Origin of the sequence: Paenibacillus sp. FSL P4-0338 (assembly GCF_038002365.1) — a bacterium.
In the GTDB taxonomy this organism is placed as follows: domain Bacteria; phylum Bacillota; class Bacilli; order Paenibacillales; family Paenibacillaceae; genus Paenibacillus_AQ.
In genome coordinates, this window is record NZ_JBBOCG010000002.1 from 1,195,322 (window position 1) to 1,211,510 (window position 16,189).

Sequence of the window (16,189 nt, forward strand, 5' to 3'; positions counted from 1 at the left end):
TAGCTTGAGGGTGATTCTGTTAGAGTGGCGGCAAGGAATTTCGCCAAAAATGTGGACAGGGGTAAAGGCGCGAATCCGTTCCGATTACATTAGGAAATGGGGGGATACAGATGGATTTCAGTGCATTGACTGGCCTTTTCGTGGATAACAATGGTTCGGTCGTGCTGAATGTTCTGTTATCTACTGCCTTGATCTGGAGTATTAAGCAAATTGCGAATAAAGAGAAAGTCATACAGAATTATCAGAAACGCGATGAGGAGAATGAGAAGCAGCTTAGCGAATATAACCGTACGCTCGTGAAGCTGCTGATTGAGAGAGGAACCGCAGAGAGAAAACCTAATGATGAGGAGGTCGTCAACAAGTGAAGCTCCTCGATATCTTTCGCAAGCACGAGCTGAAGCCCAGCCGGGTCAAACGGGAAATTGAGACCCTGGGCCAAATTCAGGAGGCGTATGAATCCAATGATCTAGAGAGGCTTATTGATCTGCACCGCACGGGCTTAGGTAGAAGGGGAGATGATCTGCATGGACATTATTGACTTGATCCTGATTACACTGGAACTGATCGCCTTGATCGCTTTTACCGCGTATGTTATCCGTTACAGCAAATATTTCATCGGACGGGGACCTATGCGCACCTATAATTTGTACCTCCGCAGTGTGTGGGTAACTTATGGGGCAGTAGCACTCCTGTGTCTCAATCTGCTGTGGGGAAGGCTGAACATTATTCTCGGGCTGAACCTGTCCGGCAGCTTATCCGATATCCTGCGGGAGTATGTGCTGGTGCTGACCCTCGTCATGCTTGTATTCGCAGGCTTGATGCACAAGGAGTTATGGGACAGCAACCATAGGCCTAAGCCCCGCAGCGAACGCAAGAAACTGAAGTAGGCCCCATTCCCCATCATTCCCCCTCGGACACTAGTCTTCCGCCGCGTTCATCTCTCTCCATATGAAAAAGCACCAGCTCCAGCTGAAACAGCTGGCCGCTGTAAGCAAGCTGAAACAGCCCGCCGGCCCGCTCCATCGTCTGGCGGATATTCCGCAGTCCGATCCCGTGGGAGCGCTTATCGCTTTTGGTCGTCAGCAGCTCGCCGCCTGGGCCTTGGAGGACAGACCCGGCATACGGATTCTGAATCCGTATAAATAAGCTGTCATTCAGATAATGCATATGGACCGCGATGTACCGTTCTGTTCCCTGTTCCTTGGGGATCAGGCTGACTGCTTCCCGTGCATTGTCAAGGGCATTGCCCAGAATAACGCTGATAACAGCGGTATCGAGCATCAGCCGGGGAGGAAGGCTCAGCTCCAGACGGAGATCTATCTCTGCTGTGAATGCCTCCTGCCGTTTGTAGTCCAGAATGGAGTCAATAACCGGGTTGCCCGTGTTGCAGTAAGCTTGGGCTTGTCCAGTCGAGCCCAGCAGAGCGTCCAGCTCGGCTGTAGAGGCGGCTTCTTCTCCGCTGAGAATTCTGGAGCGCAGGCCCAGCAGAATATGGTTGAAGTCATGGCGGAAGCGGAGAGCTTCCTCCTGAAATTCCCGGTTCCGGTGGTATTGGTTCACATAATAGCTGTTCTGCTGCTCCAGCAGCAGGCGCTGGCTGCGTTCAGACTGCGCGTTCAGCACGCGGTCAATCAGGAGGAAGATCAAGAGATTGATAGCGAGCAGCAAGGCGGGAACAATAGGGAATAACTGCGGATATAGCTGGAAGAAGGGACTGCCGGATAACTTCAGCAATACCGCAATGCTAAGACAAGGACAGAGAAAGACAACAGACCCTAACCATCCGTTTGGCTGGCCCCGGCCCTCGTCTTTCACCAGCCTGCGCAGCAGCAGCACGAGCAATAGCATCAAGAGCTTCGAGAGCAGCAAGCCAAGCCTGTAACCGAAGTCTGTACGCGGCAGAAGAACCGCTGCATCGCTGAGGATAATTACAGCAGAGATAAACACCGCAGCGTATAACCGCCAGGCAAGGCTGCCCCTGTAGAGCAGGGACAGACCCAGGATCAGTCCGATATTAGCAGCCATCAGCAGCAAGCCGGGCAGGGAGCTGTGATGGAGCAGAGCATGAACACCAATATACAGAATATAAAAGGCGGTCAGCCGCAGCCGTGATTCTACACGGCAGGTGAAGAAGCGGCTGAAGAAGAGATGCAGTATGACTGACAGGAGCGGTAGTACAGCGAGATATATGATTTCATCGAGGAGTAAGGAATTCATACCAGCTCCCCCCTGAAATGAAGATAGGCCCTGCGCACAGCGGGGCTATATTTGCTGCTGACCGGCAGCTCACAGCCGGTGGTGAGAATGATTTTTTTGGCGCTGATGGCCTGGATTGAATAGAAGTTCACGATATAGGACTGGTGAATTCTTACGAAATGGCTGGACGCCAGCTTCTGCTCCTCCTCTATTAGCTTCCCGTAGTATTGCAGTGTCCGATCATGAGTAACCAGTGTAATCCGCCGGATGCTGCTCTCCAGATAATGAATGTCCCTGTGAGGAATCCTTAGTTCCTGGTTCTTCAGCTGTACTGCAAGGAAGTTAGTCCGGCCCTGCTGCCGGAGACGGAGGGTCTTATGTATGGCCCGGACCAGCTTCTGCTTGAAGCTCTCCGGCGTTACCGGCTTTTTCATGAACCCCGACGGACGCAAGTCAAACAGCTGCATATGGTATTCTTCATGGCTGGAAATATAGATAAGCTGCACCGGATCATTGCCGTCATCTTCCCTCAGCAGTTGTCCCGCCGCAATGCCGTCCAGACCGCCCAGCTCAATGTCCATCAAGATAATATCGAACGGGCTGCCATCTCGGAGGGCCCGGGCAAAGCTTTCTCCTGAATAATATATGGAAATTTCAATAGGCTCGTTTAAGTGTTCTCCGGTTTCCAGAATCAGGCGCTCGGCCTCTCCGGCTGCGCGGGGCTCATCGTCACACACAGCAATATGAATCATCGGCTTCTCCACCTTTGCATTTATCCCTACATTATACATTTTCATCCTCGAAAACGACATGATCTCGCGTGAATATGACACCTGCGTTAGCGGAGGGAACACCAGATGGTATCGTTAAGCCGTCAACAGATTTGAATGGGAAAAGGAGTGTTTGCTTTGACGGCAACGGTATTTGAGGCTGAGGGCTTATCCAAGGAGTACCCTACAGGAGCGGCGCTGGATCAGCTCTGCATGAGAATTGAGGCGGGGGATGTATACGGCTTCGTGGGGGAGAACGGGGCAGGCAAAACAACGCTGATGAGAATCATCGGCGGTCTGGTGCATCCGACAGCCGGAAGGATGGCCTTATTCGGAGAGCAGAGCAAGGAGAAACAGATTGCGGCCAGACGCCGGATCGGCTTTCTGATTGAACGGCCTTCGCTCTATCCGCATATGAATGCTATGGAGAATCTGGGCTTTTACTGCCGGATCTTCGGCATCAGGGATAAGGGCAGAAGTGCTGAAGTGCTGAAGCTTGTAGGTCTGGATGAGGCGGGACCAAAGAAGGCGGGCGAGTATTCGCTTGGCATGCGCCAGCGGCTGGGAATTGCGGTGGCCCTCCTGAACCGGCCGGAGTTCCTGGTGCTGGATGAGCCGGTGAATGGACTCGACCCTGCGGGAATTGTGGAGGTCAGGCATATCCTGGAGCAACTGTCCCGGGAACAAGGCGTGACTCTGCTGATCTCCAGCCATATTCTGAGTGAGCTGCAGCTGCTGGCCGGTAAATACGGCTTCATTCATCAAGGCCGGCTGATTCAGGAGATTTCGGCTGCTGAACTGCAGCGGTCTGCGCAGGTGATGATCTGTATTACCACATCTTCTCCGGCAGCAGCTGTAGCTGAGATATTGAGGCAGGAGCTAAGTTGCGGGGATATCCGGGTCAAGCAGTCCGGAGAGATCGAGCTTCCCCGCAGCGGGGTAGATCTGGAGCGCCTAATGTCTCTTCTCGTGCAGCGGGAGATTCCGGTTGACGGCTTCCATCTGACGGCGCCCAATCTGGAGCAGTATTATATGGACTTGATCGGGGGCGGCGGAAGATGAGAAACCTCTGGCAGGCTGAAATCTATTATTTGCGTAAGGATCTGGCTTTCAAAAGCGTCACCGCAGTCTTCGCCCTCGCCAGCCTCGCACTTGTTCTAATTCTGGGCAGCAAAGGCGGTTATTCCTTAAGCAGTTATGCAGAGCCGCTCAAGACGGCTGCTTCGTTCTCCATCCTGTTCTATCTGGTCATTCCGCTGCATGCCTGCTTCTTCGCAACCGAAGGCTTCGAGCATGGCTCGGTGCAGAATATTATTGCTGCCGGGCATAGCAAGGCGAAATACTACACCGGTAAATACGTGCTGGAGCTGCTTGCTGTTCTGGGCTGGCTGCTGGAGTTCTACGGTTTATATTATCTCTTCTCTCTGGCGGCAGCGCTGATCACAGGAGTGCCGGTAGGACATGCCGGATATACAGAGGATCTGGCGGCTGGTCTGACAGCCTTGGGACTGAACCTGCTCTATCTGGCAGCTTATTGTGCAGCAGTCATGATGCTGGGGATGCTGATCCGCAAACCGGCTTCGGCGGTGGTGGCCGCATTCTTCTTCATCTTCGGTAATCTGCTGCTCAGCGGGTATCTCAAGGACGCCTCCTCTGCGGTTCTTCGCGCAGTTTCTGAGCATTCCCTCATGACGCAGATTCTCAAATTCTCGAGGATATATGTGGAGAACTCACAGCTGATCCTGCTCTCGGGGACGGGGGATTATATACGCGCGTTGTGGATTCCCGCAGCTTGGATCTTGCTGTCTCTAACTATCACCCTGACCGTTTTGGAGAAGCGGGATATTCAGATATAATAGGGGAAAAGCATGTAGGGAGGCGGTCTGTTTGACTTCGAATGATGCGCTGCAGCTGGCGACCTTCGCCGGCGGCTGCTTCTGGTGTATGGTCAAGCCGTTCGACGAGCTGCCGGGCATCGTCTCTGTGGTATCAGGTTATACAGGCGGGCATACGGAGAATCCGACCTATGAAGAGGTAGGGTCGGAAACTACCGGGCACCGGGAGGCGGTACAGATTGTCTATGATCCGGAGCTGTTCCCGTATGAACGGCTGCTGGACATCTATTGGCAGCTGATCGATCCGACGGATGACGGCGGACAGTTCATGGACCGGGGGCATTCTTACGCTTCGGCGATCTTTGTTCAGAATGAAGAGCAGCAGAAGCAGGCGGAGCTGTCGAAGGAGAGGCTGAAGGCCAGCAAGCGCTTCAAAGCGCCGATTGTGACGCCCATCCTGCCCGCTGCGCCGTTCTATCCGGCGGAAGCGGAGCATCAGCAATATTATCTGACCCATCCGCTGGATTATAAGCTATATCAGAAGGGCTCGGGCCGTGACGACTTCACAGCGCTGCACTGGAACAGCCGTGAGGACAAGAAGCGGCTGCGGGAGCGGCTTACAGAGCTGCAATATGAGGTCACCCAGAACAAAGGCGCGGAGCCTGCCTACCAGAATGCGTATTGGGACCACTTCGAGGAGGGTCTATACACGGATGTGATCAGCGGTGATCCGCTGTTCAGCTCGGCAGACAAATTCGATTCCGGCACAGGCTGGCCCAGCTTCACGGGTCCGGTGGAAGAGGGGCTGATCCGGCGCGAAGCGGATTATAGCGGCGGGCAGGTGCGGACCGTGCTGCGCAGCAGGCTGAGCGGAGCTTATCTGGGGTATCTGACCTTTGACGGACCGGAGCCGGCGAAGCAGCATTACCATATCTATTCTGCCGCCCTTCAGTTCGTCCCTAAGGCAGAGCTTGAAGACCGGGGGCTGAGACGGTATGTGAGACTCTGAAGCTTAGGTCATATTTATAGCTGCCTTGAGCATATGCTTGATCTATAGTCCTGTCCACAAAAGGGGTTGAAGATTTGGCGGGTGCACTTCTAGGCAGCTTTTTGTCTGCAATGGCAACAGTGCTGGGCGTTATTCCTATTCTGTTCGTAAGGCGGCTGTCTGAGCTGTGGAAGGATGTGCTGGTGGCTTTCACCGCAGGGATCATGGTTTCTGCAAGCACGTTCGGGCTGATGCCGCAGGCAATCAAGGAATCGGGCATTACTGCACTGACTCTGGGGCTGATTACCGGCGTATTGCTGCTTGATCTGATTGAGAGCCATATACCGCATATCGATGTGGAGAATAAGCCCGGCCTCAGCACTCTGGATTCCAAAGCGCTGCTCGTCATGATTGCGCTGTTCATTCATAACATCCCCGAAGGGCTCAGCACAGGCTTCAGCTATGCCAGCGAGCAGACAAGCCTTGGCCCGATGGTGGCGATTGCGATCGGTGCGCAGAATATGCCGGAAGGGCTGATTCTGGCGATCTTCCTCATGAATGCCCGCGCCAGCCGGCGCAAGGCGTTAATTATAGCCGCATTGACCGGTCTGATGGAGATGGTGTCGGCCGTGATCGGGTATTTTACAGCCAGCTATGTACAGAATGTGGTTGGATACGGGCTGGCATTCGCTGCCGGGGCGATGCTCTTTATCGTATATAAGGAGCTGATCCCGGAGAGTCACGGCCACGGATTTGAACGGCCCTCGACGTATTCTTTCATCTTCGGGCTGCTGGCGATGGTCTATATTACGCAGTTTTTTGGCTAGGCCGCTTCAGCGGCAGTGTCGTTTGCATCTGCCTGCCGCAGCCGCTATACTATAACGCAATCCCCGGTTCCTATGGAGAAGGAGTGGTGACACGATGGTTAGACTGGAATGGGAAGCTGTATTATCCTTCGTATTATTGATTGCTTCATACCTGTGCTTATACGCGGCTATTCAGAAGCGGACGAATTTCGCCCGGTACAGCATGACGGTTCTCCTGATAGCCAGCGGAGCGCCGCTTGCCGTGATGCTGATTCTGGAGAGCAGAAGAGAAGCGCTGGATGCCAATATCGGGCTGGGCATGGCGTTCCTGCTGACCTGGCTCATTACCGCAGTTGTATTTGTGGCTGCACTAATTACGTGGGTAGTTAAGGCAAGGAAACGCGCTCATAGGTAGAAAATAAGAAGCTTAGCAAAAATAAGAAGCTGTCCAGAGACTGTAATGCCTACAGTTTCCGGACAGCTTCTTCTGTTATAATATAAGGCGTGCCCAGAAAGCGCGTATCTTCTAACCGGTGAAAGTCCGGTCACGGGAGGGGCCAAGCCCCCGTGTAGCTAGGATGCCTGCGTACGGCGAAATCCGTGCGTAGAAGCGCATCGACAAAAGTCCGGTCAGAGACAGGGCGAGCAACCCGCCAGGCCGTAACATGAAGTGAATCCTGCCGCGTCGTCATAAAGGCCCCGCAAGGGGGAAGAGAGGAAGTCGAACCTCGCTTATATGGGTGAAGACCATGGAAGCTGCAGAGAACTTGGAACGGCAGTGAAGAATCCTCCGGCGTATGGGGATCGGCATGGAAGGAAAGAAGACATAGTGAACTGGGGAGACCCTCCCCCACACGGGAGGATTTTTTTTTTAGAAACCCGTAAAAAGACGCTCTATAAGTCCAAAAGATGAAATGAACCGTCTGTGGGAAGGGAGTCCGAGGGGCTCATAGTACCGAGGAACCTAAGGACAACATAACCTTAGGGAGAGAAGGAGCCCTGCTTTGTTTATGCTTTTGGAGGAGGTACGAGTGAGTGAATGCCAGTAGGCTAACGACACCTAAGGAAAAAGTTCAAGAACTCCAAGAAAAGCTAGGTCATGCGGCCAAGGAGAACAACAAGCGTAAATTCCATGCACTGTACGACAAAGTCTACCGCTGGGATGTGCTGAGTGAAGCCTGGAAACGGGTGAAAGCGAACAAGGGGGCTGCCGGAGTAGATACGGTGACGCTCGCGGATATTGAGAAACAAGGAGAAGTGCAATTTCTCAAAGACTGCGAGCGAGCATTAAAGGATGGTAACTACCACCCACAGCCCGTACGGCGGCACTATATCCCAAAGAAAGACGGGAAACCAAGACCGCTGGGCATACCCAGCGTGCGCGACCGAGTGGTGCAGATGGCAACCAAACTCGTCATTGAACCGATCTTCGAAGCGGATTTCGAAGAAGTATCCTTCGGATTTCGCCCGAAGCGAAGTGCGAAAGGAGCACTGGATCGAATCCGGAAAGCCTGCAACCGCAAAGGAAATTGGGTAGTCGACGTCGACATCCAAGGTTACTTCGACAATATTAACCAGGAGAAACTGATGAAATTGGTACAAATGCGTATCAATGACAGACGAATCCTGAAGTTAATCCGGAAGTGGCTTCAGGCGGGAGTCATGGAAGAAGGAAACGTAAGACGTTCCGATTTAGGCACACCACAAGGTGGAGTGATCTCACCACTTTTGGCGAACATCTATCTGAACTATTTTGACCGACTGTGGGAAAAACACGGGAAAGGAGTAGGTGAACTCACGAGGTATGCAGACGATCTTGTGGTGGTCTGTAAAACTAAAAAGGACGCCGGACATGCGTATGAACTCATACGCAGAATCATGGAACGTCTGGAGCTGACGCTACACCCAACCAAAACCCGTATTGTCGGCTTATGGACAGGAGACGAAGGATTCGACTTCTTAGGAATGCACCACCGGAAAAAGAAGGCAGAAACATCCCAAGGCAAGGTGTATTACACCACGCAGCAGTGGCTAACGAAGAAGGCGGAGGAACGAATTCGAGGCGTGGTTAAAGAAAGATTAGCACCGCCCAGCATGCGTTCGAAATCGTTTGCGGAACACGTGGAATGGCTCAATCCCAAGATTCAAGGATGGAGAAACTACTATTACACAAAGTACAGCCAAAAGAGGTTAGCAAAACTGGATTGGTATATTCTGCAACGATTTACCCGGTGGTATGCGAAGAAGAGACAACGAGGAAGATGGATGAGATCCCGGTCAGAAGTTAGATATTTGACCATCCAATATGGACTAAAAACGCTATTGTAATCTGCATGCCGATGAATGACAAACATCGGAAAGCCGTATGAGGGAAAACCTCACGTACGGTTTGATGAGGAGGGGCTGGGTTGCACCAGCCCTTTACTCTAGAATTTATATATTTCACGCTAGAAATTATCCTTCTATTTCTGGCTGAAACGGTACCGTCCTTTAAAAGGACGGCGAAGCTGTTTCCACTTGGCCGTAAGCTGCTCTATACGTGCAGAGTATGCCGTCCAGCCTTGCTGGAATCCCGTACGGCCTCAAGCTCCTGTGCAGAGAGCGGCTGCGAGCGGGCAGCCGCCATATTCTGCCGCAGCTGCTCCAGGCTGCTGGCCCCCGGAATGATGGCCGCAACCGCCGGATCAGCCAGCGGATATTGCAGCGCAGTCTGTGTCAGCGTCCGGGTAAGGGGGGTCTGGCTCATCAGCTGCTCATGCAGCGCCGTGAGCTCGGCCTCCGTATAGTCCAGATACGCCCGCTGCGCCTTGCTGCGGCCATGATCGGTCAGAATGCCGCTTGCCAGCGGCCCCCGCGCAATCAGGCTGATGCCCGCGCGGCCCAGCAGCGGAAGAATGCTCTCCTCCGGGCGTCTGTCGAGAATGCTATACTGGCTCATCACGCTGACGATGCCGGAGCGCTGCACATATTCCCGGATCACATTCGGCCGGATGGAGGAGATGCCGTAATGGCGGATAACCCCTTCCCGCTTCAGCTCCTCGAAGGCTTCAATCGTCTCATCGATATCATCCTCCAGCGTTCCTCCGTGCAGCTGATACAAGTCAATATAATCGGTCTGCAGTCTGCGCAGACTTTCCTTCACAGCAGAGCGGATATAGGCCTTGGAGGCATCCCAGCTCCAGCCTTCCTGGCCGGGAATTCTGCGGTTGCCCACCTTGGTCGCCAGGATCACGTCAGCGCGGCGGTGCCGGATGGCCTGACCGACAATCTCCTCATTGCGGCCCTCATCGTAGAGGTCGGCAGTATCCAGGAAGTTAATTCCGCGTTCGAGCGCTTCGTGGATAATGGCGGTGGCCTGCGCTTCCTCGGTCCCCAGCGACATGCAGCCAAGCCCCATGGCACTTACATGTAAATCAGATTGCCCCAGTCGGTTAGTCTTCATCGGATGTCCTTTCGTTACGCAGTGATGGGTATTAATGGGTACGAATGAGTTCATTATAGCATTCAGGCACACCGTAAGCACTCGGGCGGGATTCCTTCAGAGTTCAACTGGAACAACCTCAGTCTTTTAATTGTGGTTGGGCATGATGAGACCTGAAGTTTTATAAGGAGTAAAGGAATTGGGAGCAATTGTATGTGGAAAACCGAATACAATGTGTTAGCGTGAAGGTAATCAGGCCCAATGTATGCTAAAAACCGAATACAATGTGCTTGCGCGAAGGTATCGGGCCTAATGTATGCGGTAAACCGAACATAATAGTTTTGGTGGTTCCGTCTTACTGATCCAATCCATATATTTAAATCTTGTGCTGTACTAGTTAGGGTAGGGATATCTGCACAAAAAGAATCCTGCACCACCGCGAGCGGGTGGGCAGGATTTCCGTCATATCTGTGATCTGTGATCTGGGATCTGTAATCTACAATCTGTGATCTGGTATCTGTGAGCTGCAGGTTCAGCAGGCAGGAGCAGTATCTGCAAGGCTTATCCGTGCAGAATCGTCTCAATCTGCCCCAGCTCTTCTACGCTTAGCTCAGGCGCATTCAGTGAAGCTACAGCATCCTCGATCTGGCTGATCTTGCTTGCCCCGATCAGTGCAGAGGTCACCTTGCCGCCGCGCAGCACCCAGGATAAGGCGAGCTGGGACATTTTCTGTCCGCGTGCCGCCGCAATTTCGTTCAGCTTGCCAACCTTGGCCAGCACCTCAGGCGTGAGCTCCTTCTCAGAGAGGAATACGCTGGGTCCGGCTGCACGGGAATCGGCTGCGATGCCGTTCAGGTAGCGGTCGGTCAGAATCCCCTTTTGCAGCGGGGAGAAGGCGATGGTGCCAATGCCCTCTTCCTCCAGTACATCCTGCAGGCCGTCTTCGATCCAGCGCGACATCATCGAATAGTTCGGCTGATGGATCAGGCAAGGCGTGCCCAGGCGGCGGAGAATCTGCGCGGCTTCGCGCGCTTCCTCCGGCTTGTAGTTCGAGAGGCCAACATACAGCGCCTTGCCCTGACGGACCAGGAAATCAAGGGCGGACATGGTCTCTTCCAGCGGTGTATTCGGGTCCGGACGGTGGTGGTAGTAGATGTCTACATAATCCAGCCCCATCCGCTTCAGGCTCTGATCCAGACTGGAGACCAGATACTTCCTGGAGCCCCATTCGCCGTAAGGGCCGGGCCACATGTAATATCCGGCCTTGCTGGAGATGATCAGCTCATCGCGGTAAGGCGCGAGATCCGTCTTCAGCATCCGGCCGAAGCTCTCTTCCGCAGAGCCGGCAGGCGGGCCATAGTTATTGGCCAGATCGAAGTGGGTGATCCCCAGGTCAAATGCCCGGCGGACCATCGCGCGGCCATTCTCATACACATCATTGCCGCCGAAATTATGCCATAGCCCGAGGGAGATGGCCGGAAGCAGCAGGCCGCTGCGTCCGGTGCGGTTATATTTCATCTTGTCATAGCGTTCAGAATTGGCGATATACATATTGGATTCCTCCTAAGTGTAAGTTGTGCTTGACCTCATACCTCCCTAATTGTAGCGGATAAACGCTTTCAATCGTATGTCAGCATGGATGATTTTTATAGCACAATGTCCGTATCCGCATGGCGGAGCCGGTATTCTTTGGGGGAGCAGCCCTTCACCTTCTTGAACATCCGGGAGAATAGCAAGGCGTCCTGATACCCCACCGATTGCGAGATCTCCCCGATGGTGCAGCCGGTCTCTGTCAGCAGCTCGCAGGCCTTGGACATACGGAATTGGAGCAGATATTGCTGCGGCGGCAAGCCGACTGTCCGCTTGAACAGCGCCGACATATATTTGCGGTCCAGCTTCAGGGAGGAGGACAAGCTCTCCATCGTCACATTCTCGGCGTAATGGGCTTGAAGGTAATGCAGGCACTGCTCGACATAGACACTTCTGCTGCGCGGAGCCGGGCTGTCGGCAGCCGGGACCGTGCGCAGCAGCAGGGAGAAGAACTCATAGAGCATCACCTTCAGCGGCAGATCCAGCAGTTCCCCGCTGCTCCCTGTCTCCGATAACCTGGCGGACAGCGAGGGCATCAGCACCTGGTCCATCGGGAACACCGGCTGCTCGGGAGTAAGCGAAGTCCGTCCCAGCAGATAATTTGCCTCCTCCCCGGTAAAAGCAATCCAGGAATACAGCCAAGGGTTGTCCTGATCTGCGGCATAATGCGTTACCACATGCGGGTAAGTGAGGAAGGCCTGTCCTGCGTTCAATGTATGGGTGGCTTCACCGACGGTTACCGTGCCGGTTCCGGCGTGTATGAAGTGGATTTTGTACAGGCTGCGTACCCCGGGTCCGAACGAATGACCGGGTACACACTGCTCCTGGCCCCAGTAATGCAGATACAGGTCAGGATTGGCCCGGTGGGGGCGATGGGCGTTATATTTGAATACTGTCATGCTTGCAGCCTCATTTCCTAAAAGGATGATGGCACTCCTAATGAACATATACCCCTAGTATACCTCAGAAGGAGGATCACCGGACAACCGCAAATAGTCCCAGCCCGGGAAGGGGAGGGACTAGGAGGCAGAAGGCAGGCAGGCTGGGGACGCTGGGAATCAGGCTTCCATTTTGAGCATAACCAGCTCTTCTACGGGCTGACCGTTCACTAAATGCTCCTCCACGATACGGGCCACATCCTCCGTTGTTACATTGTAATACCAGACCCCGTCCGGATACACGATGACAAAAGGGCCGTTGCCGCATAGGCCGAGACAGCTGGTTTTGTTGATTTTGACCGTTTTGTTGATCCCTTGCTCCACCAGTTGCTCCTTGAATTCCTGCATGACATGCTCTACATCCTGGTTATTGCAGTGCTCACTGCAGCAGAAGAGCAGATGCTTCTTGAGTACCTTCAGACGCATATTCATCGCGGTTTCCCCCTGGATTCTATAAGAGTAGCTAACCTGTTATACGAGGAGTATAGTCTCTTTTGGCCGCGCTGTAAGGAGATTGGAGCATTGTTCCCAAAGGCTTAATAACTTCCATCAATTGGAGAATTCAGTGTAATCTAAGCTGACTTCAAATCACTGAATTTGTGGAAAATGTGTCCGGCAGGCAATTTCCTGTTTCATAAATTTTTTTGCGGAACCCGGCTCAAGATCGAAAGTTACCAGTTTCGCGGAGAAGGGTTTGGTTAAGTAAGGGATGTGAAAGTAAAGCGAGCGTCATTCCAACAACAACCTAAAACAGCTATCAGGAGGGAATCGTTATGAATAAGAAAATTGTAGGTGTGTTCCATGCCGAGCATGAAGCTTCACGGGCCATTGAAGACTTGAAGGTGCACGGCTTTCTGACAGAGGATATCTCAGTGATAGCGAGAAATAAACGCGATGTGGAAGCGATCAATGATGAGACCGGGACGAAGGTGCCGGAGGGTATGGCTTCCGGGGCGGCGACCGGGGGTATCCTTGGCGGTGTAACCGGACTGCTCGCAGGCATCGGCGCTCTGGCAATTCCGGGAATCGGGCCGATTATCGCAGCGGGGCCGATTGCAGCCACCCTGACCGGAGTAGCCGTAGGCGCAGGAACGGGCGGTCTGGTCGGCGGTCTGATCGGATTAGGCATTCCGGAGGATGAAGCCGCGAGCTATGACAACTATGTAGACGAAGGACACATTCTGGTTATGGTGGATGCAGATGTCTCCCGCGAACATGACGTATACACTGTATTCCGCAACCATAATTCGGCAAATGCTGACCGCTATATGAGGGATGCCGGCACTGCAGATACGGCTGCAGATGTGAATGCTCCACGGGACTCCGTAACAGACGCGGTGGATGCGGCGTTCAATGGCTCAGGTCTCGAAGGCAGACATGATACCGGGCTGGACACGATGAATTCAGCCACGGAGCATGATCTCCCGGAGCGAAGCGCAGTCGAGGATATGAAACGGCCGGGAATGACAGGGGATCTGTATTCCGGCACGCGTAACGGCATCGACAAGATGCCGGATCATATAGCCGACCGCAGGCTCCAAGACCGGGAGGAACGGCAGGCACAGGAAGCCGCCAGACAGGAAGGCACCCGGTCCGGGAGCCTTGCAGATGAGAAGGCGAAGGATGACAGCGAGCTGCTCAGAAACCACGGGCGCATCCGTTAAGTGGCGAATGAACAGCGGATGAAGCAATGAGCATAGAGTGATGAACGGCGTATTAGAGGATAAAAGACAAGGGTTTCCCGAAGTCCTGCCGGACTTTAGGGAGGCCCTTGTTTTTGCGGTGTGGATCGTAGCTTGAATATTTGTTATTTTATAGAAGGGGATAGGAGAAGGAGGCAGGTTCAATTGAGACAATCATACTTTGTGCTCATTTGTGGAATAGTGGTTCTTTCCTTATTAACGGCGGGCTGCAGCAAGGATACACCCCAATATAACGAGCTGTTCACACAGGTAGAGAAGCACCGGGCCGTATTCAAGCAACCGCTTGAAGAAGGGCTTACTACTCTGGGAATGAAGGATGCTGCTCAAGCGTACGATACATCCTTGGGTACACTGATGCTGGACGAGAAACTGACCGTCAATCAAAAAGAATTTATCCAGCAGATGACGGCAGATATCACAAACGGTAAGATTACCGGTTACCGGATCGGGACGGTTTTTCCCAGATCGGACAGCGGGTATGAGGATGCGAGAGAGCTGGTACGTGCTTTCCTGAACCAGTACAAACCAGTGGATGAGGCAGAGGCTGACAAAGTAGAGGAATCACTCCAGTCGATTGACGGGATGACCTTCCCGTTGAAGCCGCTGACAGGGGCGGTAGAAGAATCCTGGACGCACGGTGAGGGTGATGACAAGTTGTTCATCACCTACAGAATGGCGAATAGCTTCGATAGCGATAAGGAATTGCCGCTGAATTTGTATTTCAGCTCAGAAGAGCAGCCGTAGACTCCCATTGGCGTGAAGCCTGTGAAGATAACAGAACAGCCTGCATCCCTTTAAGTTAGGGAGCAGGCTGTTTGTGTTCGGGAGAAGCGCAGCAGCTACTCCTGAACCAGGGGTTCAACGCTTGCTTTTGGCAGAACGGGTATTACTGATTTAGGCTTGAAGAACAGCTGCTTCAGTGCGCCAGCATTCACAAGAATGGTTCCGGATATAATCGTGAACACGCCAAGCAGCGTTACCCAGGTGACTGCTTCGTTATAGAACAGGAAGCCTACCCCGACGGCAATCGGCGGCGAGATATACAGCCAGGTGGACGGGAAAACCGGATTCGTCTTGGAGACGAGCCAGTAGAACAGCGTGTGTCCAACCATGGAGCCGACAACGGTCAGGTAGAGCAGGGAACCTGCAGTTTTGAAAGACAACAAGAAGGACGGATGCATCGGCTCTGTGAACAGAGAGATGATGAACAGCAGCGCCCCGCCGTACATCATCTGGGCTGCGTTCAGAGCCACGGGGGACTCGGCGGAGAAGGTGGTGATTACTTTTTTGGAATAGATCGCCCCCCCCGCGTAACAGAGTTCCCCAATCAGCACCACCACACAGCCGATCAGCCAGAGCGGAGTGACGTCAGCTGCCAGGCTGGGCAGCACCAGCAGCAGGACTCCAGTGAACCCGATGATGCAGCCGAGCAGGGAGTAGGCGGGAGCTTTTTGGCGCAGGAAGACCGTCTGCATCAGCAGAATCATCATCGGTCCAGTAGCTGACAATACGGCAGCAAGCCCGGAGGATACATATTGTTCCGCCCAGTAGAGTGCGGCGAAGGTGCCGAAGGTTAGGGCTGCTCCCGTGAGCAGCATTTCCTTGCGCAGCAGCAGGGAGAAGCGGGCTTTGCCCCGCAAAACCATGAACAGGAACAGCACCGCACCCGCCACGAAAAAACGCAGTCCCGCAGAGAAGAAGGGCGGCGCTCCGGCGTCTACGCCGATTTTGATGGCCAGGAAGGTAGTGCCGAAGATCAGACAGACAAGTGAATAAGCTAACAGAATCATGGTTCAGTTCCCCTTTGCGGTGGTAATGTGTCACCCTCTTAAAGATTTCAGTTAATCATATCCTCATTGGCACAGAACAGTTTGAAGATAGTAGAACAGTTGCGGAGGGGAATGCTGTACAATAGGGCAAAGAGAAGTTAGCGGCGGGGCGT

Annotated in this window: 18 protein-coding genes; 11 read left to right on the top strand and 7 right to left on the bottom strand. The window is 53.4% G+C overall.

Annotation, left to right across the window (positions count from 1 at the left end):
* The first annotated feature begins 110 nt into the window (after window positions 1-110).
* The 3 genes from MKZ07_RS29035 to MKZ07_RS29045 are packed head-to-tail and all read left to right on the top strand — an operon-like array spanning window position 111 to window position 887.
* Complete coding sequence (locus MKZ07_RS29035) at window positions 111-365, top strand: hypothetical protein (protein WP_036693739.1); 255 nt, start codon at window positions 111-113, stop codon at window positions 363-365.
* Complete coding sequence (locus tag MKZ07_RS29040) at window positions 362-538, top strand: hypothetical protein (protein ID WP_155991288.1); 177 nt, start codon at window positions 362-364, stop codon at window positions 536-538. The genes MKZ07_RS29035 and MKZ07_RS29040 overlap by 4 nt, the downstream gene beginning before the upstream one ends.
* The gene (locus MKZ07_RS29045; protein WP_036693741.1) at window positions 525-887 is read left to right on the top strand and encodes a hypothetical protein; all 363 of its coding nucleotides are present in this window, start codon (window positions 525-527) and stop codon (window positions 885-887) included. Before MKZ07_RS29040 ends, MKZ07_RS29045 begins: the two co-directional genes overlap by 14 nt.
* 13 nt (window positions 888-900) lie before the next feature.
* Here the strand turns inward: MKZ07_RS29045 and MKZ07_RS29050 are convergent, their stop codons facing one another.
* Window positions 901-2,217: an ATP-binding protein gene (locus MKZ07_RS29050; RefSeq protein ID WP_036693743.1), complete on the bottom strand. Its 1,317-nt coding sequence runs from the start codon at window positions 2,215-2,217 to the stop codon at window positions 901-903.
* The gene (locus tag MKZ07_RS29055; RefSeq protein WP_341028998.1) at window positions 2,214-2,948 is read right to left on the bottom strand and encodes a LytR/AlgR family response regulator transcription factor; all 735 of its coding nucleotides are present in this window, start codon (window positions 2,946-2,948) and stop codon (window positions 2,214-2,216) included. The genes MKZ07_RS29050 and MKZ07_RS29055 overlap by 4 nt, the downstream gene beginning before the upstream one ends.
* A 156-nt stretch (window positions 2,949-3,104) precedes the next feature.
* On the opposite strand from MKZ07_RS29055, the gene MKZ07_RS29060 reads away from it, so the two are divergent.
* The 6 genes from MKZ07_RS29060 to ltrA all read left to right on the top strand — a co-directional run bounded on the left by MKZ07_RS29060 (window position 3,105) and on the right by ltrA (window position 8,923).
* The gene (locus tag MKZ07_RS29060; RefSeq protein ID WP_051493344.1) at window positions 3,105-4,028 is read left to right on the top strand and encodes an ATP-binding cassette domain-containing protein; all 924 of its coding nucleotides are present in this window, start codon (window positions 3,105-3,107) and stop codon (window positions 4,026-4,028) included.
* Window positions 4,025-4,822, top strand: a complete 798-nt coding sequence (locus tag MKZ07_RS29065; protein ID WP_341029001.1) for a hypothetical protein — start codon at window positions 4,025-4,027, stop codon at window positions 4,820-4,822. The genes MKZ07_RS29060 and MKZ07_RS29065 overlap by 4 nt, the downstream gene beginning before the upstream one ends.
* A 31-nt stretch (window positions 4,823-4,853) precedes the next feature.
* Window positions 4,854-5,810: a peptide-methionine (S)-S-oxide reductase MsrA gene (gene msrA / locus MKZ07_RS29070; RefSeq protein ID WP_341029005.1), complete on the top strand. Its 957-nt coding sequence runs from the start codon at window positions 4,854-4,856 to the stop codon at window positions 5,808-5,810.
* A gap of 74 nt (window positions 5,811-5,884) precedes the next feature.
* Complete coding sequence (locus MKZ07_RS29075) at window positions 5,885-6,616, top strand: ZIP family metal transporter (RefSeq protein ID WP_341029007.1); 732 nt, start codon at window positions 5,885-5,887, stop codon at window positions 6,614-6,616.
* A gap of 94 nt (window positions 6,617-6,710) precedes the next feature.
* On the top strand, window positions 6,711-7,010 hold the full coding sequence (locus MKZ07_RS29080) for a hypothetical protein (protein ID WP_341029009.1): 300 nt from the start codon (window positions 6,711-6,713) through the stop codon (window positions 7,008-7,010).
* Window positions 7,011-7,630: 620 nt separating this feature from the next.
* A complete protein-coding gene (ltrA, locus tag MKZ07_RS29085) occupies window positions 7,631-8,923 on the top strand; it encodes a group II intron reverse transcriptase/maturase (protein WP_036694821.1) in 1,293 nt (430 codons plus the stop codon).
* A gap of 205 nt (window positions 8,924-9,128) precedes the next feature.
* Here ltrA and MKZ07_RS29090 read toward each other — a convergent pair whose 3' ends face one another.
* The 4 genes from MKZ07_RS29090 to MKZ07_RS29105 form a co-directional block, all read right to left on the bottom strand.
* The gene (locus tag MKZ07_RS29090) at window positions 9,129-10,037 is read right to left on the bottom strand and encodes an aldo/keto reductase (RefSeq protein WP_341029010.1); all 909 of its coding nucleotides are present in this window, start codon (window positions 10,035-10,037) and stop codon (window positions 9,129-9,131) included.
* 540 nt (window positions 10,038-10,577) lie between these two features.
* Window positions 10,578-11,567, bottom strand: coding sequence for an aldo/keto reductase (locus MKZ07_RS29095; protein WP_341029012.1), 990 nt, complete (start codon window positions 11,565-11,567; stop codon window positions 10,578-10,580).
* A gap of 95 nt (window positions 11,568-11,662) precedes the next feature.
* Complete coding sequence (locus MKZ07_RS29100; protein WP_341029014.1) at window positions 11,663-12,505, bottom strand: AraC family transcriptional regulator; 843 nt, start codon at window positions 12,503-12,505, stop codon at window positions 11,663-11,665.
* Between the two features lie 159 nt (window positions 12,506-12,664).
* On the bottom strand, window positions 12,665-12,976 hold the full coding sequence (locus MKZ07_RS29105; RefSeq protein ID WP_341029016.1) for a (2Fe-2S) ferredoxin domain-containing protein: 312 nt from the start codon (window positions 12,974-12,976) through the stop codon (window positions 12,665-12,667).
* A 341-nt stretch (window positions 12,977-13,317) separates the two neighbouring features.
* On the opposite strand from MKZ07_RS29105, the gene MKZ07_RS33680 reads away from it, so the two are divergent.
* Together MKZ07_RS33680 and MKZ07_RS29115 are read left to right on the top strand one after the other, a co-directional pair.
* Entirely contained in the window at window positions 13,318-14,208 is an 891-nt protein-coding gene (locus tag MKZ07_RS33680; RefSeq protein WP_445670312.1) for a general stress protein, read from the top strand.
* A 183-nt stretch (window positions 14,209-14,391) separates the two neighbouring features.
* Complete coding sequence (locus tag MKZ07_RS29115) at window positions 14,392-14,991, top strand: hypothetical protein (protein WP_341029019.1); 600 nt, start codon at window positions 14,392-14,394, stop codon at window positions 14,989-14,991.
* 95 nt (window positions 14,992-15,086) lie between these two features.
* On the opposite strand, the gene MKZ07_RS29120 is transcribed toward MKZ07_RS29115, so the two are convergent.
* Window positions 15,087-16,037 carry a DMT family transporter gene (locus tag MKZ07_RS29120; protein ID WP_341029021.1) on the bottom strand — a complete coding sequence of 317 codons (951 nt, stop codon included), beginning with the start codon at window positions 16,035-16,037 and terminating at the stop codon, window positions 15,087-15,089.
* Window positions 16,038-16,189 lie beyond the last annotated feature (152 nt).